Source organism: Micromonospora sp. MGP-C2 (assembly GCF_057766525.1).
On sequence record NZ_JBYMEN010000002.1, the window covers coordinates 6869870 to 6887193 of the forward strand.

General features: G+C 73.4%; 14 protein-coding genes. 11 read left to right on the forward strand and 3 right to left on the reverse strand.

The window, feature by feature from the left end:
* Positions 1-49: 49 nt before the first annotated feature.
* The gene (locus tag AC3CF1_RS31570; RefSeq protein WP_488451896.1) at positions 50-2023 is read right to left on the reverse strand and encodes a hypothetical protein; all 1974 of its coding nucleotides are present in this window, start codon (positions 2021-2023) and stop codon (positions 50-52) included.
* Here AC3CF1_RS31570 and AC3CF1_RS31575 point away from each other — a divergent pair.
* Both AC3CF1_RS31575 and AC3CF1_RS31580 read left to right on the forward strand, forming a co-directional pair.
* A complete protein-coding gene (locus AC3CF1_RS31575; protein WP_488452152.1) occupies positions 2012-2986 on the forward strand; it encodes a tetratricopeptide repeat protein in 975 nt (324 codons plus the stop codon). The two genes, AC3CF1_RS31570 and AC3CF1_RS31575, sit on opposite strands and share 12 nt — an antisense overlap.
* A complete protein-coding gene (locus AC3CF1_RS31580) occupies positions 2983-4014 on the forward strand; it encodes an HAD-IIA family hydrolase (RefSeq protein ID WP_354982677.1) in 1032 nt (343 codons plus the stop codon). The genes AC3CF1_RS31575 and AC3CF1_RS31580 overlap by 4 nt, the downstream gene beginning before the upstream one ends.
* Positions 4015-4037: 23 nt before the next feature.
* Here the strand turns inward: AC3CF1_RS31580 and AC3CF1_RS31585 are convergent, their stop codons facing one another.
* Positions 4038-4376 (reverse strand): SCP2 sterol-binding domain-containing protein, encoded by a 339-nt coding sequence (locus AC3CF1_RS31585; protein ID WP_088947517.1) that lies wholly within the window; start codon positions 4374-4376, stop codon positions 4038-4040.
* Between the two features lie 111 nt (positions 4377-4487).
* Between AC3CF1_RS31585 and AC3CF1_RS31590 the strand changes: the two genes are divergently transcribed.
* From AC3CF1_RS31590 to AC3CF1_RS31610, 5 genes are all read left to right on the forward strand, one after another.
* The gene (locus AC3CF1_RS31590) at positions 4488-5102 is read left to right on the forward strand and encodes a phasin family protein (RefSeq protein ID WP_488451897.1); all 615 of its coding nucleotides are present in this window, start codon (positions 4488-4490) and stop codon (positions 5100-5102) included.
* Entirely contained in the window at positions 5099-5434 is a 336-nt protein-coding gene (locus AC3CF1_RS31595; protein WP_488451898.1) for a hypothetical protein, read from the forward strand. Before AC3CF1_RS31590 ends, AC3CF1_RS31595 begins: the two co-directional genes overlap by 4 nt.
* 38 nt (positions 5435-5472) lie before the next feature.
* A complete protein-coding gene (locus AC3CF1_RS31600; RefSeq protein ID WP_328534807.1) occupies positions 5473-6336 on the forward strand; it encodes a TlyA family RNA methyltransferase in 864 nt (287 codons plus the stop codon).
* Positions 6337-6421: 85 nt separating this feature from the next.
* A complete protein-coding gene (locus AC3CF1_RS31605) occupies positions 6422-7306 on the forward strand; it encodes an NAD kinase (protein ID WP_088947520.1) in 885 nt (294 codons plus the stop codon).
* A 158-nt stretch (positions 7307-7464) separates the two neighbouring features.
* Positions 7465-11181, forward strand: coding sequence for a S8 family serine peptidase (locus AC3CF1_RS31610; protein WP_488451899.1), 3717 nt, complete (start codon positions 7465-7467; stop codon positions 11179-11181).
* 80 nt (positions 11182-11261) lie between these two features.
* Here the strand turns inward: AC3CF1_RS31610 and AC3CF1_RS31615 are convergent, their stop codons facing one another.
* Complete coding sequence (locus tag AC3CF1_RS31615; RefSeq protein WP_488451900.1) at positions 11262-12281, reverse strand: helix-turn-helix domain-containing protein; 1020 nt, start codon at positions 12279-12281, stop codon at positions 11262-11264.
* Between the two features lie 89 nt (positions 12282-12370).
* On the opposite strand from AC3CF1_RS31615, the gene recN reads away from it, so the two are divergent.
* From recN to AC3CF1_RS31635, 4 genes are all read left to right on the forward strand, one after another.
* Entirely contained in the window at positions 12371-14128 is a 1758-nt protein-coding gene (gene recN, locus AC3CF1_RS31620) for a DNA repair protein RecN (protein ID WP_141912566.1), read from the forward strand.
* Positions 14129-14247: 119 nt separating this feature from the next.
* The gene (gene steA / locus AC3CF1_RS31625) at positions 14248-15426 is read left to right on the forward strand and encodes a putative cytokinetic ring protein SteA (RefSeq protein WP_088951640.1); all 1179 of its coding nucleotides are present in this window, start codon (positions 14248-14250) and stop codon (positions 15424-15426) included.
* Positions 15427-15453: 27 nt separating this feature from the next.
* Complete coding sequence (locus tag AC3CF1_RS31630; RefSeq protein ID WP_088947524.1) at positions 15454-16395, forward strand: copper transporter; 942 nt, start codon at positions 15454-15456, stop codon at positions 16393-16395.
* 61 nt (positions 16396-16456) lie between these two features.
* Positions 16457-17323: a hypothetical protein gene (locus tag AC3CF1_RS31635; RefSeq protein ID WP_354982680.1), complete on the forward strand. Its 867-nt coding sequence runs from the start codon at positions 16457-16459 to the stop codon at positions 17321-17323.
* The last annotated feature ends 1 nt before the right edge of the window (position 17324 follow it).

Below are 17324 nucleotides of genomic sequence, written 5' to 3' on the forward strand. Positions count from 1 at the left end.
ACTGCGTAGCGCCATTGGTGGCGCAATCAGGAAGGATGTACCTGTGAGTTCAGGACCGCAGGGCGGAGACCGTCCCCGTCGCTACGAAGACCGTACTGACGGCGCGGGCGGACGCGACCGCGGCCCGCGCCGCGATGACCGAGACCGTCCCCCGTACCGGGGAGACCGTGACAACGCTGGTGGCGCCCGCGGCGGCTACGCCGGCGGCCGCGACTCTGGTCCCCGTGGCGGCGACCGGGACAGCTCGCGTTCCAGCGCCCCGCGTGAGGGTGGTTACCGTGGCGGCGACCGGGACAGCTCGCGTTCCAGCGCCCCGCGTGAGGGTGGTTACCGTGGCGGCGACCGCGACGGCTCGCGTTCCAGCGCCCCGCGTGAGGGTGGTTACCGTGGCGGCGACCGCGACGGCTCGCGTTCCAGCGCCCCGCGTGAGGGTGGTTACCGTGGCGGCGACCGCGACGGCTCGCGTTCCAGCGCCCCGCGTGAGGGTGGTTACCGTGGCGGCGACCGCGACGGCTCGCGTTCCAGCGCCCCGCGTGAGGGTGGTTACCGTGGCGGCGACCGCGACGGCTCGCGTTCCAGCGCCCCGCGTGAGGGTGGTTACCGTGGCGGCGACCGTCGCGAGGGTGGTTTCCGCGGTGGTGACCGTGATGCTTCGCGTTCCGGCGGCCCGCGTGAGGGCGGTTTCCGCGGCGGCGATCGGGATGCTTCGCGTTCCAGCGCCCCCCGTGAGGGCGGCTTCCGTGGCGGCGACCGCGACGGTTCGCGCTCGGGCGCTCCCCGTGAGGGTGGCTTCCGTGGCGGCGACCGTCGCGAGGGTGGTTTCCGCGGTGGTGACCGTGATGCTTCGCGTTCCAGCGGCCCGCGCGACGGCGGTTTCCGCGGTGGTGACCGTGAGGGTGGCTTCCGTGGCGGCGACCGCCGCGAGGGCGGCTATCAGGGTGGCGACCGCACCCGCTCCGGCCCGTCCCGCGAGGGCGGTTTCCGCGGCGGTGACCGCGAGGGTGGTTTCCGTGGTGGCGACCGTCGTGAGGGTGGTTTCCGTGGCGGTGACCGGCCGAGTGGACCGCGTGACGGCGGCGCGCCCCGTGAGGGTGGTTTCCGTGGCGGTGACCGGCCGAGTGGACCGCGTGACGGCGGCGCGCCCCGTGAGGGTGGCTTCCGTGGCGGCGACCGCGACGGTGGTTTCCGTGGCGGCGACCGCCGTGAAGGTGGCTTCCGTGGTGGCGACCGGGACGGCTCGCGTTCCAGCGCTCCGCGTGAGGGTGGCTTCCGCGGTGGCGACCGTCGTGAGGGTGGTTTCCGTGGCGGTGACCGGCCGAGTGGACCGCGTGACGGCGGCGCGCCCCGCGAGGGCGGTTTCCGTGGCGGCGACCGCGAGGGTGGTTTCCGTGGTGGCGACCGTGACGGTGGTTTCCGTGGCGGCGACCGCCGTGAAGGTGGTTTCCGTGGTGGCGACCGGGACGGCTCGCGTTCCAGCGCTCCGCGCGAGGGTGGCTTCCGTGGCGGCGACCGCGACGGTGGTTTCCGCGGTGGCGACCGCCGTGAGGGTGGTTTCCGTGGCGGTGACCGGCCGAGTGGACCGCGTGACGGCGGCGCGCCCCGCGAGGGCGGTTTCCGTGGCGGCGACCGCGAGGGTGGCTTCCGTGGTGGCGACCGTCGTGAGGGCGGTGCGCCTCGCGAGGGTGGTTTCCGTGGCGCTCCCCGTGAGGGTGGCTTCCGTGGTGGCGACCGTGACAGCTCTCGGCCGAGTGGTCCGCGTGAGGGCGGTGGCTACCGTGGCGGCGACCGCGAGGGTGGCTACCGTGGTGGCGACCGGACGGGTGCTCCCCGGGCCGACGACCGGCCGCGTCGTGAGGGCGAGTTCCGCCGCGACGACCGCGCTGGCGGCTCCGAGTCGTACGAGGGTGGGCGTAGCTCTGGCCCGGCGCTGCCGGACGACATCGTCGCGACCGACCTCGACAAGGACGTTCGCGCTGAGCTGCTCTCGTTGAACAAGCCGGTCGCCGAGACGGTGGCCCGGCACCTGGTCGCGACCGGTCAGCTGATCGACGAGGACCCGGCCGAGGCGTTGGCGCACGCGCTGGCTGCCCGGCGGCTCGCGTCGCGCATCTCCGCGGTCCGTGAGGCGGTCGGCCTTGCCGCGTACCACGCGGGGGAGTGGCAGTCGGCAATCGCCGAGCTGCGTACGTACCACCGGATGAGTGGTCTGCAGAGCCACCTGGCCGTGCTCGCGGACTGTGAGCGGGCTCTTGGCCGCCCGGAGCGGGCCATCGACCTGTTCCGTGGCGCTGACCGGGAAAAGTTGGACCAGGCCGTCGCGATCGAGCTGCTCATCGTCGCCGCTGGCGCCCGGGGTGACCTCGGGCAGAAGGACGCCGCGGTCGCGATGCTCCAGGTCCCGGACCTCACCAGTGAGGCCACGGTGCCGTGGACGGCTCGGCTGCGGTACGCGTACGCCGATGCGCTGCTCGCCGTGGGCCGACGCGAGGAAGCCCGCGAGTGGTTCTCCCGTGCCGCCGACGTGGACACCGAGGGCGAGACCGACGCCGCCGAGCGGCTGCTGGAACTCGACGGCGTGCTCATCGAGGGCGACGACGAGGACGAGGCCGCCGAGGAGATCGCCGCAGGCCCGGGCACTCCGGGCGCGGTTCCGGCCCAGCCGGACGCCGACCTGACCGGCGACGACGACGACCGCGACGACGACGAAGACGACGAAGACGACGACGAAGACGACGACGACGAGGACGACGACGAGGACGACGACGAGGACGACGACGACGAGGACTTCGACGACGACGAGCAGGATGGTGCTGTCGGCCGCCCTGACGACGACGAGGACTCCGTCGACGAGGACGAGGACCGTCACCCGGACGAGGCTGGCAAGGCCGACACCGCTGCCGACGGCAGCGTGACGTCCGGCGACGCGGTGAACACCGACGACACCGCCCCCACCCGGGGTGACGAGTCGGAGCCGACGCAGCGGTGAGCGCGGGCGTGGGGGAGCGGCTGGTCGACGGGTACACCCTGGTCGTCTTCGACCTGGACGGCGTGATCTACCTGATCGACCGGCCGATCCCCGGCGCCGTCGAGGCGGTGGCCCGGCTGCACGACGAGGGGCGGGCGGTGGCGTACGCCACCAACAACGCCTCCCGGCGCTCCAGCGAGGTCGCCGACCTGCTCACCGGGATGGGCGTGCCGGCTCGACCGGAGGAGGTGCTCACCTCCGCCGCGGCCTCGGCCGAACTGTTGCGGGACCGGCTGCCCGCCGGCGCGCCGGTGCTGGTGGTCGGCGCGGAGGCCCTGCGCGCCGAGCTGCGTGCGGTCGGCCTGACCCCGGTCACCAAGGCCGACGAGAACCCTGCTGCGGTGGTGCAGGGGTACGGGCCGCAGGTCGGCTGGGCCGAACTGGCCGAGGCTTCGGTCGCGGTGCGGGCCGGGGCGCTCTGGATCGCCACGAACACCGACCGGACCCTGCCTAGTGGGCGGGGACCGCTGCCCGGTAACGGGTCGCTGGTGGCCGTGCTGCGTACGGCGTTGGAGCGGGACCCTGACGTGGTGGTCGGCAAGCCGGAATCGGCGCTGTTCGAGACCGCCGCCCGGCGCGCGGGCGGTGGGCGGAGCCTGGTGGTGGGTGACCGACTGGACACCGACATCGAGGGTGCCCGCCGTGCCGGCCTGGACAGCCTGCTGGTGCTCACCGGCGTCAGTGGCGTACCGGATCTGCTGGCTGCCGAACCGCGGCGGCGTCCCACGTACGTCGCGAGGGACCTGGCGGGGCTCTTCGACCCGGCTGCCGCCGTGCGGGTCCCGGGCCCGGCGGACGCTGGCGGCTGGTCCGTGACCGACCGCGACGGGGTGCTGGACCTGGCCGGGTCGGGTCGTCCGCTGGATGCGCTGGCCGCGCTCTGCGCGGTGGCCTGGTCGGCGCCGGAGCCGGCGCTGCCGAAGATCCGCCCGATCGGCCCGGACGCGGCCCACGCGCTGGAGAGCTTCGGTCTGACCGCCGCTGCCTGACCGAGGTCGGGCGAACGGGTTCGTCAGAGCAGTTTGCGCAGCTTCAGCAGGTCGAACGGGTTGGCCTTGATCGACACCCGGCGGGAGGTCACCGCGCTGGTGACGTCGAGGTCGCCGCGGACCAGGGCGAGCAGGTCGTCGCTGGACGTGCTCAGCGCGATCTTGGCTTTGGGGTCGTCGCCGTCGGTCAGCTCGACCAGCCGACCGCCGGTGATCCGGCCGTGGAACGCGGTGTCCAGGTCGGTGATCCGGCAGGCCAACGTCCGGTCCAGATCGATCCGTTCGCGCACCGTCTCCGCGTTGCGGTCCAGCCGGGCGGCCAGCTCCTGCAATGCCTGCCGGCACTCGTCCACGCTGGCCACATCTCCCCCTCGCTGATCGCCACGCCGTCCTCGGCACCGTACCGCACGGCACGGTCCGGGGTGCCCGGTAGCGTGACACCTGCACACCCCGCCCCGTGGAAGGACTCAGGCATGCAGGACGCGTGGCGCGCCTACTTCGAACTGGCCATGGGCCTCGCGGAGGCGCCCCGGAAGAAGGCCCAGGACGTGGCACGTCGCCTCGTCGGTTCCGGCGGCGCGACCGCCGCCCAACTCCAGGCGCTCGGCGAGGAACTGGTCACCACCGGCGCCGCCAACCGGGAGGCGCTGACCAAGCTGGTCCGCTTCGAGGTCGACCGGGCTCTCGGCGCGGTCGGGCTGGCCACCGCCGACGAGGTGGCCGAGCTGACCCGGCGGGTGCACGACCTGGAGCGGCAACTCCGCGAGGCGCGTGCCGCCGAGCCGGCGCACGCGCCGACTGCCGGCCCCCGGGAGCAACCCGATCCGACCCTCGCCGCGCCGCCCGGCGACCGTCTCGTGCCGTCCGACGGCCCGGCCGGTGCCCCGGTCTCCGCGCCGACGGCCCAGAAGGCCGTGGCGAAGAAGGCTGTGGCAAAGAAGGCCGTGGCGAAGAAGGCGATCGCCAAGAAGGCCATCGCGAAGAAGCCGCCGGCGACGATCAGCCGGACCGACGACGACACCCCGACCCCGGCGGTCATGCCGGCCAAGAAGGCGGCCCGTCCGCAGCCGCCGGACGCCGCCGAATGAGCCAGCCCCATCCGCCGACGGGCGGGTCGTTCCCGGCCCGGCCCGGCCCGCCCACTGGCGGGTCGTTCCCGGCCCGGCCCGGCCCGCCCACTGGCGGGTCGTTCGCCGCCCGCCCCGGCCCTCCCACGGGCGCCCGTCCCGGCCCTCCCACGGGTGCCCGCCCCGGGCCGCTGCTGGACGTCGGGGACGACGAGGCGCGGCACCCGGCGGTGGACGCCGCCGTGCAGGCCATGACCAACGCGGCGACGCTCGCCCCGGCCGACCAGATCGCGCAGTACGAAGCGGCCTACGAGACGCTGCGGGAAACCCTCGCCACCATCGACCAGACCTGAGCCGGACGACCAGGGCTGAGGAGACCGGAGAACCACCCATGGCACGTCGTAACCGGCTGGACGCCGAACTCGTCCGCCGCGGTCTGGCCCGCTCCCGGGAGCAGGCCGCCGCGTTGGTGGAGGCCGGCCGGGTCCAGCTGCGCGGGGTGGTCGCGCGCAAGGCCGCCGCGATGGTCGACCCGGCCGATCCCCTCCTGGTGACCGGTGCGGACCCGACCGAGGAGTACGTCTCCCGGGGCGGGCACAAGCTCGCCGGCGCGCTGGCCGCGTTCGGCGCCGGTGGGCTGCGCGTCGCCGGGCGGCGCTGCCTGGACGCCGGCGCCTCCACCGGTGGCTTCACCGACGTGCTGCTGCGCGCCGACGCCGCCGAGGTGGTGGCCGTGGACGTCGGCTACGGGCAGCTCGCCTGGCCGCTGCGCACGAACGAGCGGGTCCGCGTCCTGGAACGCACCAATGTTCGTACCCTCGACGCCGAAACGATCGGCGGGCCTGTCGACCTCACGGTGGCCGACCTGTCGTTCATCTCGCTGCGGCTGGTGCTGCCGGCGCTGGCCGGCTGCACCCGCGACGACGGTGACCTGGCGTTGATGGTGAAGCCGCAGTTCGAGGTCGGCAAGGACCGGGTCGGCGCCGGTGGTGTGGTGCGCGATCCGGAGCTGCGTGCCGAAGCGGTGCTGGACGTGGCCGCGGCGGCCGAGCGGCTCGGTCTCGGGTTGGCGGACGTGGCGGCCAGCCCGCTGCCCGGGCCGAGCGGCAACGTGGAGTTCTTCGTATGGTTGCGCCGGGGCGCACCGCCGGCCGACCCGCAACGGGTGCGGGCCGTGGTGGCGGCTGGGCCGGATGGCCCGACGACGGCCGGCGACGTGCCGGACGTGGCGGCGGCGGAGGAGGTCGCAGGGTGAACGCGCGCAACGAGGGCACTGGCACGACACACTGTTGCGCTGGTGCGACGGTGGCGCACCGGCGCCCGGTCAGGCGGGTGGCCCGATGAGCCGGACCGCACTGCTGGTGACGCACACCGGCCGTCGGCGTAGCACCGAGCACGCCCGGTCGGTCGCGGCCGACCTGATCGCCGCGGGTTTCGAGGTACGGGTGGTCGCCGACGAGGCCGACGACCTGGACCTGCCCGGCGTGGTGCCGGTCGCCGGTCAGCAGGCCGCCGAGGGCGCCGAGATCGTCTTCGCGCTCGGGGGTGACGGCACCTTCCTGCGTGCTGCCGAGCTGGCCCGCCCGGCGAAGGTGCCGCTGCTCGGCATCAACCTCGGCAAGGTCGGTTTCCTGGCCGAGGCGGAGATCGACGACCTGGACGTCGCGGTGCGGGACGTGGTCAGTCGCAACTACACGGTCGACGAGCGGCTCACCCTGGACGTCACCGCCGAGTTCGACGGCGGGCCGACCATCGAGTCCTGGGCGCTCAACGAGATCAGCATCGAGAAGGGCGAGCGGGCGCAGATGCTCGAACTGCTCGTCGACGTGGACGGGCGTCCGCTGTCCCGCTACGGCTGCGACGGTGTCGTCTGCGCCACGCCCACCGGTTCCACCGCGTACGCGTTCTCCGGTGGTGGCCCGGTGGTCTGGCCGGAGGTGGAGGCGTTGCTGCTGGTGCCGATCAGCGCGCACGCGTTGTTCAGCCGCCCGCTGGTCACGGCGCCGACGTCCACCTTCGTGATCACCGTCGACCCGTTCACCACCCTCGCGGTGCTCTCCTGCGACGGACGTCGGGTCTACGACCTGCCGCCCGGTGCCCGGGTCACGGTGCGTCGGGGCGCCCTGCCGGTGCGCATCGTGCGGTTGCGGCCCCGCCCGTTCACCGACCGGCTGGTCGCCAAGTTCGCTCTTCCCGTGCACGGTTGGCGTGGCAGCCGCCGGTGATCGTGGCGCACACGGTCGGTGGACGTCGGTTGTCCACCTGACGACATGTCGCCGCTGCGGCGGCCGATGACTAGTGACCTGGTGGCAGGCTCCGACGCAGACTCCGATCGGCCCTCATCTACGGATGGTGGGCCTGGAGGAGTAGAGGAGCACATCGCATGCACTGGTCCCCACGCTGGCTCGCCGTCGGCGCGGTCGGCGCGTTGGTGGTCGGTCTCGCCGCACCGGCGTCCGCCGACCCGCCCGCCCGGCCCACCGGCCCGACGGCGGGCACACCCGTCCCGGGTGCCGCGCCCGTACGTCTCACGCTGATCACCGGCGACCAGGTCGACCTGGTGCAGGCCGCACCTGGCCGGGTCGCCGCCACCGTCCGCCCGGGCCCCGGGCGCGAGCGGATTGTGTTCCAGACGATAGAGGTCGACGGCGCGCTGCGGGTGCTTCCCAGCGACGCCCTGCCCTACGTCTCCAGTGGGGTTCTCGACGCCAACCTGTTCGACGTGCAGAAGTTGGCCGCTGACGGCTACGGCGACGCCGCGCAGGGCAACCTGCCGCTGATCGTGCGCTACCAGGAGCCGGCCGCCGGCCGGGTCCGGCCGCTCACCGTCGCCGCGGACGCCCGCCCCCTGGAGAGCATCAACGGCGCGGCTCTGCGGGTCGGCAAGGGTGACCTCGGTGGCCTGTGGAGCACGCTCGCCGGCGCGCCGACCACCCGCACCACGGCCGCCGCGCCCCGGCTGGGCGGCGGCATCGCTCGGATCTGGCTGGACGGGAAGGTCCGCCCGACGCTGGAGCACAGCGTGCCGCAGATCGGCGCCCCGCAGGCCTGGGCGGCCGGCCGGGACGGCAGTGGCGTGACGGTGGCCGTCCTGGACACCGGCGTCGATGCCACCCACCCCGACCTGGCCGGACGGATCACCGAGGCACGGGACTTCTCCGACAGCGGCAGCGCCCGTGACGGTCACGGCCACGGCACGCACGTCGCGGCCACCATCGCCGGCACCGGCAACGCGTCCGCAGGGCTGCGCAAGGGTGTCGCGCCCGGCGCGCGGCTGCTGGTCGGCAAGGTGCTCGACGACGGCGGCTCCGGCTATGACTCGTCCATCATCGCCGGCATGGAGTGGGCCGCCCACTCCGGCGCGAAGGTCGTCAGCATGAGCCTCGGCGGCGACCCGACCGACGGCACCGACCCGATGAGCCAGGCCGTCAACGACCTGACCGCCGAGACCGGCGCGCTCTTCGTGGTCGCCGCCGGCAACGCGGGCGAGGCGCGTACCGTCGGTTCGCCGGGCGCGGCCGCGGCGGCGCTCACCGTCGGCGCGGTCGACCGCGACGACAACCTGGCGGAGTTCTCCAGCCGTGGTCCGCGGCTCGGCGACAACGGCCTGAAGCCGGAGATCACCGCCCCGGGCGTCGGCATCGTCGCCGCGCGGGCCGCCGGCACCACCATGGGTACGCCGGTGGGCGACGCCTACACGACCGCGTCCGGGACCTCGATGGCCACCCCGCACGTGGCCGGCGCTGCGGCGATCCTCGCCCAGGAACACCCGGACTGGGCCGCCGGGACGCTCAAGGACGCGCTGGTGAGCACCACGAAGGCCAACCCGGCGCTGACCGTCTTCGAACAGGGTGGCGGTCGGGTCGACGTGGCTCGGGCACTCAAGCAGCAGGTGTACGCCTCGGCCACCGCTGACTTCGGACGGATCCAGACCGGCGCCGCGCCGGTCGAGCGGACCGTGACGTACACCAACGGCACGAAGGTCGCGCAGACCCTGCGGCCGGCCCTGGAGCTGCGCAACCTGGACACCGGCGCGGCCGAGACCGACGGCGTCTCAGTGGCCTCCGACGCGGTTACAGTGCCGGCGGGCGGAAGCGTCGCCGTGCCGTTGCGTGCCGACCCGGCGAAGCTGGCCCGGGGCCCGCACGGTGGCTGGCTGGTGGCGACCGGTACGGACGGCGTCGCCGTGCGCACGCCGGTCGGGCTCACCGTCAGCGGCCCGTTGCACCAGGTCACCATCAAGGTGTTGGACCGGCAGGGTCAGCTGACCCTCTCGCCGGGGTTCACCCTCTTCGGTGAGCAGCCCGAGTCCGACTACTGGGGCGAGTGGCCGGGCGAGGGCATCCTCCAGGTCGAGGAGGGCACGTACATGCTGACCGCGATGGTCCAGCACGGCGTTCCACTGGACGAGCAGTTGACCCAGACCGTCGAACCGGAGCTGGTCGTCGACCGGGACCTGACAGTGGTCCTCGACGCGCGTAAGGGCACACCGGTGCGGATCGAGACGCCGAAGCCCAGCGAGCAGCGGGCCACGCTCAGCTACTACGTGCACCGGGTGTTGGCCAACGGCCGGCAGATCGACCACGGCGTGATGGCCTACAGCACCGTCCAGCAGGTCAACGTCACGCCGACCCGCCAGGTGCGCCAGGGTGAGTTCGAGTTCGCCTCGCGCTGGCAGCTCGTCGCACCGATGGTGGACGCGAAGATCAGCGGGGTGTCCGGTCCACTGGACATCAACCTGCTGGGTACGTCACCGGCACCGACCGGCCGGCGCAAGCTGCCGCTGGTCTGGGCCGGCACCGGGACGCCCGCCGACCTGACCCGGGTGCGGGGTGCCGCGGCGCTGCTCGCCACCGACCCGGACCGATCCGAGGAGGAGCAGGTTGCCGCCGCCGCGGCCGCTGGCGCCGCCATGGTGCTGATCGTTCGGCCGGCGGACTTCTCGGCGTGGACGGTGTGGCGCCCGATCGGGGATCGACTGCCGATCCCGTCGATGGTGGTCGCGTACGACGACGGGCAGCGGCTGATCGCGGCGGTGCGCAAGGGCCGGGCGACGCTCGACCTGACGCTGACCGTGGACAGCCCGTACCTGTATGACGTGTGGCAGGTGTCGAAGGGCCGGGTGCCCGAGCGCATCGTGCACACCGTGACCGCGAAGAACACCGCCGAGGTGACCGCGAGCTACGGCGACACGGGCGCCGGCTGGGCCAGCGAGGAGCGGTTCAGCTGGCGTCCGTGGCAGGAGTACTCCTGGAACGACGACCAGCGCATGGTCCGCACCGGCACCACCCGCAAGGAGTTCGTCAGTGCCGGGGACAACTGGTGGCAGCACCGGGTCCAGCACAAGCTCATGTACCTGCAATGGGGGCCGTTGACCGGCGGCCTGACCGAGGAGCCCCGACGCTACGACGCCGACGACCGGGAGACCGAGACCTGGCACGCCCCGGTGATCCGGCCGGCCGTACCGGCCAGCGGGGCGCCGGTGCCCACGCGTACCGGTGACAGCCTCGACCTGAGGGTGCCCGAGTTCGTTGACGCGGACGGCCACTACAGCGTCGCCGGAAACAGTGAGGAGTCGGACACCGTCGAGGCGCGGGTCAGCCGGGACGGGAAGCAGATCGCCGACCTGTCCAGCGGGTGGGCCCCGGTGCCCACCACGGCGCAGCGGGCTCGCTACCGGCTGGACCTGACGACGAAGCGGTCCTCGGCCGAGTGGCGCTACGGCACCCGGACCGACACGGCCTGGGAGTTCACCTCGGCCCGGCCGGCGGGCGACGCCACGCCGTTGTCGCTGTTGCAGGTGGACTACCGGGTGCCGGCCGACCTGCTCGGCACGGTACGCGGCAACCGCCCCCACCAGCTGGGGGTGACGCTGCGGCAGCCGGCCGGGGTGGCCGCGCCGACCGGCACCAGCGTCCGGGTGCAGGTCTCCTTCGACGGGGGGGTCACCTGGCGAAACGCCCCGACCAGAGGGTCGGGCACCCGGTACACCGCGACCGTGCCCGCTGGGCGGGGAACCGTGTCGTTGCGGGTGCACGCCGCCGACCGGGCCGGGAACACCGTCGACCAGACGGTGCTCCAGGCGTACGGGCTGCGCTGATCCGGGAGGGCGGGGCGGTCACGCCGTCCCGCCCACCCGTCGAGGGGTCCACCGTTTTCCGACGGTGGGCCCCTTCGGCGTCAGAGCCAGCCGCGTCGGGCGACCTGGAACGCCAGCCCGGGCCGGGTGTCCACTCCGGCGGCGGCCATCAGGTCGGCTATCCGCCGCTGCACGGTCCGCCGGCTCACGCCGAGCTGGGAGGCGATGGACTTGTCCGGTACGCCGGCCACGAACAGCGACAACAGCCGTGCCTCGTCGGCATCCGGCTGGTAACCGTCGCTCGGGTGGTCCTCGGGGTCCGGCCGCCGGTTCTCGGCCGCGGCGACGTTGAGGGGGTCGTCGAGCCGCAGTCGGGTGGCCCCCCGCCAGTGGCTCTCGAAGAGGGCGAGCAGGGCGTCGAGCAGTTGACTGCGACCGATCACGGCGGCGCTCGGCTCCCCACCGTCGCGGTCGGGCACCAACGGGCAGACGGCGGTGCTGGCGTCCACGATGGCCAGTCGGACCGGCAGCCGGTCCAGCACCCGGGCCTGCTCGCCGGCGGCGACGCCCTTGGCCAGGTCGGCCAGCGCGCCCGGCTCCAGCAGCAGGTCACGCTCGTAGATGGCCCGGTAGGTCACCCCGCGGGCCAGCGCGTCGAACTCCTCGACGTTCTCCGGGCCGGCCATCGCCAGGGGGTTGGCCCGGCAGAACCAGAGCACCTCGCTACGCGCCGAATTCTGCAGATCGCGCAAACGGTCCCGCAGGACCCGGGCGCCGGTGATCACCTCGACGAGGTGGTCGACGTGGTGCCGGCGTAGCCCGGACCGGTACTCCTCGGCCAGTTGGGTGACCCGGCGGCGGGCCGCCTCCAGGTCCTCCTGACGACGCAGCAGCGCCCCGCCCAGGGCGACGTCCGGGGCCGTCGGGCGCAGTGGCGCGTCGGGGTCGGTGTCGGTGGGCTGCACCAGACCCTTGGCGCGCAGGGCCTCGACCTGGGCGACGACCTGCTCGCGGGGGCGTTGCAGACGAGCGACCAGGTCGTCGACGCGCGCCACCGTGAGCTGGAGCAGGCAGCGGTAGAGCTCCTCTTCAGCCGAGGTCAGGCCGATCACGTCCAACACGGGGCAGAACTGTACGTCGGCCGGGTGCCGGCCCCTTCCGGGCCCGTCGGCTGGTCAACTGTCGTGCCTCGCGTCTACTGTCGGTGGCTGTGCTGGAAGAGCTGCGCATCACCGGACTGGGCGTCATCGACGACACCACGCTGCCGTTGACCGGCGGGATGAACGTCATCACCGGCGAGACCGGTGCGGGCAAGACGATGGTCGTCACCGGCCTCGGCCTGCTCTTCGGCGGCCGGGCCGACGCCGGGCGGGTTCGCGCCCAACCCGGCCGGGCGGTGGTCGAGGGGCGGTTGCGCCTGACCGGGCGGGTCGCCGACGCCGTGCACGCGCGGATCACCGAGGCCGGTGGGGAGCCCGACGAGGACGGCTCGGTGCTGCTGAGCCGCACGGTGACGGTGGAGGGGCGCTCACGCGCCCATGTCGGCGGCCGCAGCATGCCGGTGTCGATGCTCGGTGAGGTCGGCGAGCAGGCGGTGGCCGTGCACGGGCAGTCCGACCAGCTGCGGCTGCTGCGCCCGGCCGAGCAGCGGGCCGCACTGGACCGCTTCGCCGGCCCGGCGCACGAGAAGCTGCTCGACGCGCTGCGCGAGGCGTACACGGGGTGGCGGCGGGTGGTCGACGACCTGGCCGACCGGCGGCGCAACGCCCGCGAGCGCAGCCAGGAGGCCGATCTGCTGCGGCTGGGCCTGGACGAGATCACCCGGGTCGATCCGCAGCCCGGTGAGGACGACGAGCTGAAGACCGAGGCGCAGCGGCTGGAGCACGCCGAGGGGTTGCGCACGGCAGCGCAGATCGCCCAGCAGTGTGTGGCCGGTGGCGCCGAGGCCGCCGAGGAGACGCCCGACGCGGCGGTGTTGCTCGGGACCGCCCGACGGACCCTGGAGGCGCAGGCCGGCACCGACCCGGCGCTGGGTGAGTTGGCGTCGCGCCTGGAGGAGGCGGCCACGCTGGTCACCGACGTGTCGGCGGAGCTGTCGGCGTACCTGGCGACGCTCGACGCGGACCCGGCCCGGTTGCAGCACGTCTACGAGCGGCGGGCGGCGCTGCGCGCCCTGACCCGCAAGTACGCCGACGACGTCGACGGGGTGATCGCCTGGGCCGATCGGGCGCGGACCCGACTGTCCGATCTGGACAGCTCCGACGATCTGCTCGACGAGTTGGAGCGGGAGGGTCAGCGGCTCGCCGTCGAGGTGGCCGACCTGGCCGGGCGGGTGTCGGCCTCCCGGCAGGAGGCGGCGGTCCGGTTCGCCGACCAGGTCACGGTGGAGCTGGCCGGGCTGGCCATGCCACACGCGCGCATCGAGGTGGCGGTGCTGCCTCGCCCGGCCGGGCGCGCCGAGCCGACGCTGTCGGTCAACGGTGTCGAGGTGGGTGTCACCCCCGATGGCGGCGACGAGGTGGAGCTGCGGTTGCTGGCCCACCCGGGCGCGCCGTCGTTGCCGTTGCAGCGCGGCGCCTCCGGCGGTGAGCTGTCCCGGGTGATGCTCGCCATCGAGGTGGTCTTCGCGGGCTCGGGTGGCCCGCCCACGCTGGTCTTCGACGAGGTCGATGCGGGTGTCGGCGGTCAGGCGGCGGTGGAGATCGGCCGGCGGCTGGCCCGGCTGGCCCGCAGCCACCAGGTGCTGGTCGTCACGCACCTGCCGCAGGTGGCCGCGTTCGCCGACCGCCACCTGGTGGTGGCGAAGGACACCGGGGGCGCGGTGACGACCAGCGGGGTGCGGGTCGTGGAGGACACCGAGCGGGCCCGGGAACTGGCCCGCATGCTGGCAGGTTTGCCCGACTCCGATCTGGGTATCGCCCACGCCGAGGAGCTTCTGGCCGTGGCCGCCAAGGAAAGGCGGTTGTGACGCCGCGTATTGTGAGCGCAAGCACACCGGCTTGTGCCGACGTGTGCTTCCCTGGGTAGGCGGCCCTGCTCAGGCATGTCGCGACAGAAAAGCCTGCCTCACATGCCAGGATGGTCACGATGCGTCTACCCACGTTGCGCCGAAACAGAAGCTCCGAACCGGGCAGGGTCCTCGGCACCGCGCGCCTTGATCGCCGGACGAAACGCCTGGTCGGTCGGCTGCGCCCTGGTGACATCGCGATCATCGACCACGTCGACCTGGACCGGGTGGCGGCGGATTCGTTGGTAGCTGTCGGTGTCGCGGCGGTGCTCAACGCCAAGCCGTCGGTCTCCGGCCGCTACCCGAACCTCGGCCCGGAGGTCCTGGTCGCCGCCGGCATCCCGCTCCTCGACGACCTCGGCGAGGGCGTCTTCGAACGGATCCGCGAAGGCGACCAGGTGCGCATCGAGGGCAACACGGTCTTCGCCGGTGACGAGCCGGTGGCCCACGGCAGCCTGCAGGACGCCGAGACGGTCGCCAAGGCCATGGCCGACGCCCGGGAGGGTCTGTCGGTGCAGTTGGAGGCGTTCGCCGCCAACACGATGGACTACCTGCGCCAGGAGCGCGACCTGCTGCTCGACGGTGTGGGCGTGCCGGACATCGACACCCAGATCCAGGGCCGGCACTGCCTGATCGTGGTGCGCGGCTACGACTACAAGGCCGACCTGGACGTGCTGCGCCCGTACATCCGGGAGTTCAAGCCGGTGCTGATCGGCGTCGACGGGGGCGCGGACGCCCTGGTCGAGGCGGGCTACACCCCCGACATGATCATCGGGGACATGGATTCCGTCACCGACGACGTGCTGCGGTGCGGCGCCGAGGTGATCGTGCACGCGTACCCGGACGGGCGCGCCCCCGGCCTGCCGCGGGTCAACGGCCTCGGCGTCCCGGCGGTGACCTTCCCGGCCGCGGCGACCAGCGAGGATCTGGCCATGCTGCTCGCCGACGAGAAGGGCGCGTCGCTGCTGGTCGCGGTGGGCACCCACGCCACCCTTGTCGAGTTTCTCGACAAGGGGCGCGGCGGGATGGCCTCGACCTTCCTGACCCGACTCAAGGTCGGTGGCAAGCTGGTCGACGCCAAGGGTGTGAGCCGGCTCTACCGGCAGAGCATCTCCGGCTCGTCGCTGCTCCTGCTGGTGCTGTCGGCGATCGCGGCGATGGCATCCGCGGTGGCCGTTTCGACCGTAGGAAAGGCGTACCTGGGCGTCGTCGCCGAATGGTGGGACAATTTCGTGTTCCAGCTGTACCGGCTTTTCTAGTTCCCGACCGATCAAGAGGCTGCAAGCGTGATCAACTTCCGCTACCACGTGGTGTCCCTCACCGCGGTCTTCCTGGCTCTGGCGATCGGCCTGGTGGTCGGCACAGCCGCCCTCAACGGTCCGGTCGCCGACTCCCTCGAGGGGCAGGTCACCGGTCTGCGCAAGGACAACCAGAACTGGCGTCAGACGGTCAGCAACATGGAGAAGCAGCTCGGCATGGAGGAGAAGTTCGCCGAGGAGATGTCGCAGGTCGTCCTGCCCGGCACCCTCACCGGACGCCGGGTGGTGGTGCTCAGCCTGCCCAACGGGCGTGACCACACCGAGGGTGTGCTCAAGAAGCTCCAGCTCGGCGGGGCCACCATCACCGGTCGGGTCGACCTCCAGGACAAGTTCATCAACCCGGACAACAACTCCAACCTGCTGGAGTTGGCCGTCACCGCCGCCCGCCCGACCGCGCAGACCACCGGTCTGCCGGGCAACGGGCACGGTGTGGAGACCTCCAGCGCGCTGCTGGCCAGCGTCCTGCTGGACCGGACCCAGGGCACCGCGCCGGTCAGCGACGCCGACCGGCGGGCGGTGCTCGCCGCGTACAACAACGCCGGCTACCTGACCACCGACAGCAACAAGGTCACCGGGTCGGCGGAGGCGGTCGTCGTGGTCAGCGGCCAGCCGTACGTCGACAAGGACTCCGAGAAGCGGGACGAGTCGGTCGTCAAGATCGCCGAGCAGTTCGACCGCACGGGGTCGATCGTGGTCGCCGGCAACGGCTCCGTCGGCGGCAACCTGGTGTCGGTGGTCCGCGGTGACCCGGTGCTCGCCCAGACCATCTCGACTGTCGACAACGCCAACACCGGGCAGGGTCAGCTGGTCACCAGCCTCGCCCTGGTGCAGCAACTCACCGAGAAGAAGGCCGGACAGTACGGCGTCGGCGACAACGCCGCATCCCTGCTGCCTAGACTGCCCCAGTGAGCGAACGACGTACCCCCGTGTCCGTAATCGACGAGGCGGCGCGAGCGCACCGGAGGGTGGCGTGAGGGCGCTGGGACGGCTGTTGATCGCCGGCGCCGGCGCCGCGGCGGCCCGGTACGCGCTGCGTGAGGTGCGCACCTCACCGGCCGGGCCCACGTTGGACCGCACCAACTTCCGTGGTCGCACGGTGAGCCTGGCCGCCGGGCCGGCGCTCGCCGCGGGTGCTGCCACCGCAGGCGCGTTCGGTGCCACCAGCGGCGCCTCCGGTGGGGCGGCCCTGGTCGCCGGCCTCGGTGCCGGTGGCGTCGGGCTCTACGACGACGTGGTCGGCGCGCGGCCGGAGCAGAAGGCGGCCAAGGGTTTCGCCGGTCACCTCGCCGCGCTGCGCGAGGGGCGGGTCACCGCGGGCCTGGTAAAGGTCGTCGGGGTGGGCGCCGCCGGGCTGGGCGCGGCCGCGCTGCTGGCCGCCGACCCCCGGGTCGCCGCGCACCCGCGCCGGCAGCGCCACGGCGCGTTCGGGCGGGGCGTCGACGTGCTGCTCGGCGCCGGAGTGATCGCCGGCACCGCCAACCTGCTCAACCTGCTCGACCTGCGACCGGGCCGGGCGATCAAGTCCGGGCTGCTGCTCGCCGCGCCCCTGGCCGGTGGCCCGCACGGCGGGATCGCCGCGGGTGCGGCCGGAGCCGCCGCCGGCCTGCTCCGCGACGACCTGGGCGAGGACGTGATGCTCGGCGACAGTGGGGCGAACGCGCTCGGGGCGCTGCTCGGCGTCGCGCTCGCCGCCCGCACCGGCCCGCTCGGCCGGGCCGGGCTGCTCGCCGTGCTCGCCGGCCTGACCGCCGCGAGCGAGAAGGTCAGCTTCACGTCGGTGATCCAGCGGACGCCGGGGCTGCGCGAGCTCGACGCACTGGGCCGGCGCGCCGACTGAC

Coding starts and splice junctions, on each gene's coding strand:
- AC3CF1_RS31590 (WP_488451897.1), top strand. CDS start 4,488: ATGCAGGACGCGTGGCGCGCCTACTTCGAACTGGCCATGGGCCTCGCG.
- AC3CF1_RS31595 (WP_488451898.1), top strand. CDS start 5,099: ATGAGCCAGCCCCATCCGCCGACGGGCGGGTCGTTCCCGGCCCGGCCC.
- AC3CF1_RS31600 (WP_328534807.1), top strand. CDS start 5,473: ATGGCACGTCGTAACCGGCTGGACGCCGAACTCGTCCGCCGCGGTCTG.
- AC3CF1_RS31605 (WP_088947520.1), top strand. CDS start 6,422: ATGAGCCGGACCGCACTGCTGGTGACGCACACCGGCCGTCGGCGTAGC.
- AC3CF1_RS31610 (WP_488451899.1), top strand. CDS start 7,465: ATGCACTGGTCCCCACGCTGGCTCGCCGTCGGCGCGGTCGGCGCGTTG.
- steA (WP_088951640.1), top strand. CDS start 14,248: ATGCGTCTACCCACGTTGCGCCGAAACAGAAGCTCCGAACCGGGCAGG.